General features: G+C 71.6%; 5 protein-coding genes and 1 pseudogene. 5 read left to right on the forward strand and 1 reads right to left on the reverse strand.

All coding sequences use genetic code 11. From position 1 onward, the window contains the following. From VF330_RS30900 to VF330_RS30915, 4 genes and pseudogenes are all read left to right on the forward strand, one after another. A pseudogene (locus VF330_RS30900) lies at window positions 1–276 on the forward strand (SpoOM family protein); the annotation flags it as partial. Between the two features lie 53 nt (window positions 277–329). Continuing rightward, window positions 330–1427, forward strand: coding sequence for a DUF418 domain-containing protein (locus tag VF330_RS30905; protein WP_330855228.1), 1098 nt, complete (start codon window positions 330–332; stop codon window positions 1425–1427). Between the two features lie 37 nt (window positions 1428–1464). Beyond that, window positions 1465–2124, forward strand: a complete 660-nt coding sequence (locus tag VF330_RS30910) for a response regulator transcription factor (protein WP_330855229.1) — start codon at window positions 1465–1467, stop codon at window positions 2122–2124. Further along, window positions 2121–3215, forward strand: coding sequence for a sensor histidine kinase (locus VF330_RS30915; RefSeq protein ID WP_330855230.1), 1095 nt, complete (start codon window positions 2121–2123; stop codon window positions 3213–3215). The genes VF330_RS30910 and VF330_RS30915 overlap by 4 nt, the downstream gene beginning before the upstream one ends. A gap of 6 nt (window positions 3216–3221) precedes the next feature. On the opposite strand, the gene VF330_RS30920 is transcribed toward VF330_RS30915, so the two are convergent. After that, on the reverse strand, window positions 3222–4973 hold the full coding sequence (locus VF330_RS30920; RefSeq protein WP_330855231.1) for an ABC transporter ATP-binding protein: 1752 nt from the start codon (window positions 4971–4973) through the stop codon (window positions 3222–3224). 317 nt (window positions 4974–5290) lie between these two features. Here VF330_RS30920 and VF330_RS30925 point away from each other — a divergent pair. After that, window positions 5291–6213 (forward strand): cation:proton antiporter (locus VF330_RS30925; protein WP_330855232.1); only part of this gene is annotated, 923 nt, incomplete at its 3' end.

Consider the following 6213-nt stretch of genomic DNA (forward strand, 5'->3'; position numbering starts at 1 on the left):
GCCATCAGCGGCTGGCTGGAGCAGGTCGCCGCGCGCTCGGCGACGAACCCCGCGTTCGGCGGCGGTGGTCTCAACCCGGCGTTCAGCGGGGGTGCTCAGAACCCCGCGTTCGGCGGCCAGCCCGGTTACGGCGGCTACGACCACCAGGACCAGCGACGCGGACCCGGCATGGGCGGCATGCTCGCCGCCGGAGCGGCCGGTGTCGCGGGTGGCGTGCTCGGTGGCATGGCGCTGGGCGGCGTGGCGGACGAGTTCTTCGGCGACGACGAGGGATGAGCAGCCCTGTCGCAGACTCGCAGAGCTCGATCAGTGCACACGACGTCTCAGCTGTGACAACGCCGTCGGCCGGGCGCCTGGTCGGGATCGACTTGGCGCGCGCGTTGGCCGTGTTCGGCATGTTCGTCGTGCACCTGGGTCCCGAGGCCACCGATACGACCGGCGTCGGGTCCTGGGTGCGGCACCTGGCGGAGGGGCGCTCGTCCGCGTTGTTCGCCACTCTCGCCGGGTTCTCGCTCGTGCTGCTCGCCGGTCGCCTCGAACCGAAGACGGGGGTGGCCGGCCGTCAGGCGAAGGTGCGCATCGCGATCCGGGCGGTGATCCTCCTCGCGCTGGGCACGGTGATGGCCGCCGTGTACGGCGGCGTGGTGATCCTGGCCTTCTACGGCGTCTACTTCGTGCTGGCCCTGCCGTTGGTGCGGTTGCGCGCCCGCACGCTCGCGGTGATCGCGGCCGTTTTCGCCGTGGTGTTGCCGCCGCTGGCGCTGGGGGTGAAGGCGCTGGTGACCGAGCCGGTCGCAGCCGCGGTGAAGGCCTACGACCCGCTGGACCGCCTCGGTGGCGTGGGGGTGCTCGACCTCCTGCTCACCGGCTTCTATCCCGCGATCCCGTGGATGGCGTTCGTCGTCGCGGGCATGGCTTTGGGCAGGCTGGACCTGTCGTCTCACGCCGTGCGGCGACGGCTGGCGGTGTTCGGTCCAGCCTTGGTCGTCTTCGCCTACGGCACCTCCTGGCTGATATCGCGGTCGTTCGACGGTGACATGCCTGAGGCCGTCGAGTCGGTGTGGTCGTTGCTCACAGCCGAACCTCACAGCGGTATGCCTCTGGACGTCCTCGGCTGCGTCGGGGTCGCGATCACCGTGGTCGTGGGCGCGACGGTGGCACTGGACCGCTTGCCGCTGCTGGGCAAGCTCGCGGCACCGGTCATCGCCGTGGGGACCATGTCCCTCACCGCGTACGTCGGCCACTTCGTCCTGTCGCCCCAGATGGCGGGCGGTCCGGAGGCCGAGTCGCCGACGTCCTGGGCGCCGGTGCTGCTGTTCATCACCGGGACGGTGGTGTTCGCCTGGATCTGGTCCCGCTTCTTCCGCCGGGGCCCGTTGGAGCACCTGCTCCACCTCGCCACCGAGCCCGCGAAGCACGTTCGCTGAGACACTGCACCCGAACAGATCCACAAAGGAGTGACGCATGATCCGGGTGGTCGTCGTGGACGACGAGGAGCTGGTGCGGACGGGGTTCCGCCTCATCCTGCAGGCGGCCGGGGACATCGAGGTGGTCGCGACCCCGACCGGGGCGCAGGCGGTGCGGGAGATCAGCCTGCTCAACCCCGACGTCGTGCTGCTCGACATCCGGATGCCCGACGTGGACGGGCTCACGATCCTGCGACAGCTGCAGGGCCTCAAGCCGCCGCCGGTCGTGGCGATGCTGACGACGTTCGACTCGGACGAGTACATCGCCACGGCGCTGCGGACGGGCGCGGCCGGGTTCGTGCTCAAGGACACCGGCCCCGAGCAGCTCGCGCAGATGGTTCGCACGCTCGCGCACGGCGGCGTGGTGCTCTCCCCCAAGGTCACCAGGACCGTGGTCGACGGCTACCTGGGGTCCGGCGCCGGTTCGGGCGCGTCCGAGCAAGTCGGCCGGCTCAGCGAGCGCGAACGCGCGGTGCTCGTGCTGATCGCCGAGGGGCTGTCCAACACCGAGATCGGCGCGCGGATCCACGTCAGCGTCGGCACGGTGAAAGACCACGTCAGCGCCATCCTCACCAAGCTGCGCGTCGGCAGCCGGGTGCAGGCCGCGCTCGTGGCGCAGCGCGCCGGGCTGCTCGACGGCGACGGGGAGCCCCGGTGAGCTCCCGGCTGCTGGTCCGCCTCGCGGTGTTCGCGCTCGCGGTGGCGGAGGGCGTACTGACGATGATCAGCGAGGAGGACGCGTACGGCGTCGTCCCGCTCGCGGTCGCGCTGCTGGCCCTGCTGGTGGTGGAGCGGTGGCCGCTGCCGGCGTTCCTGGCGACGTTGCCGGCGGTGCTGGTGCCGGGCGCGATCGTCCCGGCGATCATCGGTCTCTACGTAGTCTCCAGCCGCTACCGCGACTGGTGGGTCCTCGCCGGATGCGGGCTGGTGGCCGCGGTCGGCTTCATCTTCCCGACGGCGGACTTCGCACCGTCCATCTGGAACTCCTACACGCTGCTCGGGGTCATCTACTTCACGATGACCGCGCTCGCCCCGATCCTGCTCGGCCAGTTCCTGCGCTCCCGGCGCGAGCTGGCGTTGCGGCTGGAGGAGGTCAAGGAGGCGAGGGAGCACGAACGCCGGCTCGACGCGGAGGCGATCCTCGCCAAGGAACGCAACCAGCTCGCCCGCGAGATGCACGACGTCGTCTCCCACCAGGTGAGCCTGATCGCCGTGCAGGCGGCGGCGCTGCAGGTCAGCACCCCCGACCCGGACGCCAGGCTGGCCGCGGCGAACGTGCGGCAGCTGTCGGTGAACACCCTCGACGAGCTGCGGCACATGGTGCACCTGCTGCGCGCCTCCGGCACCCCGGCCACCGAGCTCACGCCCCAGCCCACGCTGACCGACCTCGAACGCCTCATCGGCAACAGTGCGATCGACGCCCGGTTGGACGGTGCGGCACCGGACGGCCTCGAACCGCCCGTGCAGCGCGCGATCTACCGCACCATCCAGGAAGCGCTGACCAACGTGCGCAAGCACGCGCCCGGTGCGAGCGCGACCGTGGAGATCAGCCACGACGACACGGACCTGACCGTGACCGTCACCAACACCCGGCCGACGCGGCCGCACCTCGCTCTCCCCAGCGCGCGTCACGGGTTGGTCGGCCTGCACGAGCGGGCGGCGCTGCTGGACGGGAAGCTCCACACCGGCCCGACGGCCGACGGCGGCTTCCAGCTGCGGCTGAGCCTGCCGCTCGTGGCCCACCGCTGATCCCGCTCATCCGCGGTGTTCGCCGGTGAGCAGCTGCGTGGCGGCGAACTCGGCGTACAGCGGGTCGGTCGCGACGAGCTCGTCGTGGGTGCCGGTGGCCCGCACCACGCCGTCGTCGAGCACGACGATCCGGTCCGCCCGCGTCACCGTCGAGAGCCGGTGCGCCACCACGAGCACGGTCATCGTCTTGGCCGCCGTGGTGACGACGTCCCTGATGGCCATCTCGTTCGCGGCGTCGAGCTGCGAGGTGATCTCGTCGAGCAGCAGCAACCGCGGCTGGCTGACCAGCGCGCGGGCCAGCGCGACCCGTTGCCGCTCGCCACCGGACAGGGAGCTGCCGCGGTGCCCGACCGGGGTGTCCAGGCCGGCGGGCAGCCGCTCGACCAGCGAGTCCAGCCGCGTCTGCGCCACGACGTCGCGGACCTCCTCGTCCGTCGCGTCCGGGCGGCCGTAGACGAGGTTCTCGCGCAACGACCCGGACAGCAGGGGCGCGTCCTGTTCGACGTACCCGATCCCCGCCCGCAGCGCCGCCAGGTCCCAGTCCGCGAGGTCGCGGCCGTCCAGGCGGATGTGTCCCGCGTCGGGCTCGTAGAACCGTTCGACCAGCGCAAACAGCGTGGACTTGCCCGCGCCGGACGGACCGACGAACGCGGTCATGCCCACAGCGGGAACGTCGACGCTGATGCCGCGCAGCACCTCGGGTGACTCGGGGCCATACCGGAACCGCACGCCGGAGAAGCTCAGACGCGCCCCGCCCTGTGCGGCCGGCTGGGCGTCGGCGGAGTCACCGATGGGTTCCGCCGGCATCTGCTCTACCTCGCGCAGCCTGCGCACCGCGGCGAACCCGATCTGCAGCTTGCTGCCGGCGTGCAGGATCTGCCCGATCGGCTCCTCCAGGAAGAACAGGAACAGCAGGAACGCCACCAGCGTGGACAGCGGGATCGCGCCGGTCGCGACGCGCGCGCCGCCGACACCGAGCACCGCGAGGAACGACGCCTGCACCGCGAGCCCGTTGACGCCGTGCACCAGCGACTCCCACCGCGCCGACCGCACACCGGCCCGCCAGGCGTCCTCGACACCGCGTTCGACGGCAGCGACCTCCCTGGCCTCGGCTCCGGCGCTCTTGACGGTGCGGAAGGCTCCGAGCACCCGCTCCAGCCGTGCGCCGGTCTCGCCGACAGCGCTCTGCGCGGCGTGGGAGGCCTTCTCGATCATCGGCATCCCGGCGAGCGCGAGCAGCCCCACGACCGCGAGCACGGCCAGGGTGATGCCCAGCAGGACGAGGTCGATCGTCCCCATCATCACGACCATCACGACGGTCGTCGCCGAGCCGGTCACCAGCCCGACTAGGGCGTGCGTGCACACCTCGCGCAGCAGCGTCGTGTCGCCGGTGAACCGGGACAGCAGGTCTCCCGGTTCGGCGCGCTGGAACTCGGGCACCCGCAACGACAGCAACCGCCTCGCGAGCCGTTTCCTGGCGCCCAGCACGACCGACTCGGCGGCGCGCTCCAGCAGGTAGTTGCCCGCCATCGCGACCACGGCACCGGCCAGCGCGAGGCCGACCAGCAGCACCAGCAGTCCGGTGATCCCGCCGCCCGCGCCGAGGCGGTCCACCAGCTCCTTGGCCGCCAGCGGCAGCGCGGCGGCGGCCAGACCGCTCAGCAGGACGAGCGCCCCTCCGAAGAGGATGGTGCGCCGCTGCGGTCTGGCGTACCCCAGCAGGGTTCGCAGAGTCGTGCGGTCGATCAGGGTGGGCACGGGAAACAACTCCGTTTTGTCCGGTGGTGAACGTGGAACGCGATCCGGGCAGGCGGGAACGCCACCGCGGGCCGGCTCCTCGATCCTCGGCTCCGGCCACCGCGTCGCGGCACCGGTGGACCGACTGGAGCGTCCGGCCAGGCGGCCGGGTGACGGCAGCCAGTCGGGGGATGACGAAGTTCGCCCGGGAGGTGCGACCGTGACACCGCCGGTGCGATCACTCCCCAGTGGACACACCGGCCATCGCTCTGTCCGTCCACAATGGCGTCGCGGGTCCTAGGCTTTCGCCGTCACGCCGCCTCACGAAGCCCGGTCACATGAACTCGCTGCTCCTGCTCATCGCGATCGCCATCACGGTCCGCTCCCTCGCCGCGGCCCGGCTGGACCGGTGGAACCTCGGCGCGCCGGTCGTCATCGTGGCCGCGGGCGTCGTGATCGGCCTGCTCAACGACGAGTCGATCAAGATCGCGCTGAACACCGAGGCCATGCTGCACGTGGCGGAGATCGTGCTGGCCGTGCTGCTGTTCGCCGACGCCACCGAGGTGCGCGGCGGACGGCTCTGGGGCAGCTCGCCCCGACTCGCGGCACGGGTACTGCTGGTCGCCATGCCGCTGAGCCTGATCGCCGCGATGCTGCTGGGCTGGTGGCTGTTCCCCGGTCTGCCTTGGCCGGTGCTCCTGCTGCTCGCCGGCGTGGTCGTGCCCATCGACTTCGCCCCGGCCGAACGGGTCGTGCGCGACCGCGGCCTGTCCTCACGCGTCCGCAGCGTGCTCAACGTCGAAGGCGGCTACAACGACGGCATCATCTCGCCCCTGTTCCTCTTCGCGCTGATCCTGGCGGGCGACGCCACCCAGGAACGGACACCGCTGGGCGCACTGGCCACCGTGCTGCCGTTCGCGCTCAAGGCGGTCGTGGCCGGTCTGGTGCTCGGCACGGTGCTGGCGCTGCTGCTGTCGACCGCCCACCGCAGTGGCTGGCTGACCGAGCAGTCGGGCCGCATCGTCGTGCTCCTCGTCCCGCTGCTCACCTACGCCGCCACGGTCGCGGTCGACGGCAACGGTTTCGTGGCGTCCTTCGTCTGCGGCATCACGTTCCGCTACGTCCACCGGCGGGCGAGGGCCCGGCAGGTCCGGCACTCCCCCGAGGGCAGGGACCTGCTGCGCGGTGGCGCGTTCCACGAGGACTTCCGGCTGCTCGAGGACTTCACCACGCTGCTGACCATGACGCTGTGGTTCGTCGT

The organism is Lentzea sp. (assembly GCF_036380075.1).
Taxonomy (GTDB): Bacteria; Actinomycetota; Actinomycetes; order Mycobacteriales; family Pseudonocardiaceae; genus Lentzea.